The 1,734-nt window shown below is 63.5% G+C and carries 1 protein-coding gene; it reads left to right on the top strand.

What is annotated here, in order from left to right:
* Positions 1 to 51 precede the first annotated feature (51 nt).
* Positions 52 to 1,713: an IS1182 family transposase gene (locus ACFOM8_RS22925; protein WP_377764672.1), complete on the top strand. Its 1,662-nt coding sequence runs from the start codon at positions 52 to 54 to the stop codon at positions 1,711 to 1,713.
* The last annotated feature ends 21 nt before the right edge of the window (positions 1,714 to 1,734 follow it).

Genomic DNA, 1,734 nt, shown 5'->3' with positions numbered 1-1,734 from the left:
TGGCCATTCAGGCTTGCAGGGAGTTAAGCCGTGGAAACGCTGGAGGGCGCCATGGCTATGCATCCATCATTGATCGATCCTGTTCCCGAGGAAACGGCACGCGTGGCCCGGGCTGCTTTTCGCAAAGGCACCTTGCTGATGCGGGTTCGCGATGAGATCGGCGTTCTCTACGAGGATGCCATGTTTGCGGACCTTTACCATGCCCGGGGGCAGTGGGCGATTGCGCCATGGCGGCTGGCGTTGGTCACACTGTTCCAGTTCCTCGAAAACCTGTCCGATCGCCAAGCGGCCGAGGCGGTGCGCAGCCGCATCGACTGGAAGTATGCCCTGGGTCTGGAACTGACCGATCCGGGATTTGACTTCTCGGTTCTCTGCGAGTTCCGTGCACGCCTGCTGGCCGGCGGTCAGGACCGGTGCCTGTTGGAGATCCTGCTCGAGCGTTTGGGCGCGCATGGCCTCATCAAGTCGCGTGGCAAACAACGCACCGACTCCACTCATGTTCTGGCCGCGATCCGCACGCTCAACAGGCTGGAGTTTGTCGGGGAGACCCTGCGGGCGGCCCTCCATGCCCTGGCCCAAGCCGCCCCTGCCTGGCTGGTCCAACACGGTCGATCAGACTGGGCAGAGCGATACGGCGCCCGAGTCGAGCAGTATCGTCTTCCCAAGAGCTTGGCCGCGCGTCAGGCGCTGGCTGAAGCCATCGGCACGGATGGTCACGACCTGCTGGCCGCTTTGTTGAACGAGCGGGAGGGCTTCTGGCCGGATCGGCCGCTGGCCGTGGAGCGGCTGCGGCTCGTCTGGATCCAGCAGTTTTACCATGACGGAGACAGCGTCCGCTGGCGCGAGCCGGCCGATCAGCCGCCGGTGAGCGGGCGCCTTCATTCGCCCTACGATCCAGAAGCTCGCTACGCCAAAAAGCGCAACATCGGCTGGATCGGCTACAAGGTCCATCTGACCGAGACCTGCGACGCCGACCGGCCGCACCTGATCACGGATGTCCAGACCACGGCGGCGGGCTTGGCCGATGTCGCCATGACGGCGACGGTTCACAGTGCTTTGGCTTCACGCGGATTGCTCCCGGCCATTCATGCGGTGGACTCCGGGTATGTCAACGCCGACCTGCTAGTCGCCAGCCGGGTCAGTTATGCCTTGGAACTACTCGGCCCAGCCTTACCGGACAGCAGTCGACAGGCCCAGGCTGGGCAAGGGTTCGATCTCAGTGCCTTCACCATTGACTGGTCCGAGCGCATCGCCCGATGCCCAGCAGGTCAGATCAGCCAAAGCTGGAAAGAGGAGCGGGATGAACGAGGCGTTGCCGTTGTTCGAATTGGCTTCTCTCAGAAGAGCTGTAATTCCTGCCCCAGCCGGGTCTTGTGCTCCCCTTTCAAGCCTGGTTGTCGGGCGAACCCTCGGCGTCTGACGATCCTGGAACAGCCTGCCCATGAGGCCTTGCAGGCCCGCCGTCGGGAACAGAACGGCGAATTGTGGAAAACGCATTATGCGTGTCGCGCCGGTATTGAGGGCACGCTGTCTCAGGGCATCCGCAGCTTCGGCTTGCGTCGCTGCCGCTATCTCGGGCAGGCCAAGACCCATCTTCAGCACGTTTGTACCGCAGCAGCTATGAACCTCGTGCGTGTCGATGCATGGCTGCGCGGCCAGCCTCGAGCGCGCACCCGCCAGTCACAGGTAGTTGCACTGCTTGCAGCCGCATGACGTCGCCCCGCCGAAGGGCCG

The sequence above is a fragment of the Paracoccus angustae genome (genome assembly GCF_042648745.1).
In the GTDB taxonomy this organism is placed as follows: domain Bacteria; phylum Pseudomonadota; class Alphaproteobacteria; order Rhodobacterales; family Rhodobacteraceae; genus Paracoccus; species Paracoccus angustae.
Note: the sequence above shows the minus strand (reverse complement) of the source record. Positions and strands in the feature narration are given on the sequence as shown.

What these genes read in the sequence shown, in the direction of transcription:
- ACFOM8_RS22925 (WP_377764672.1), top strand. Translation starts at nt 52, where the DNA reads ATGGCTATGCATCCATCATTGATCGATCCTGTTCCCGAGGAAACGGCA.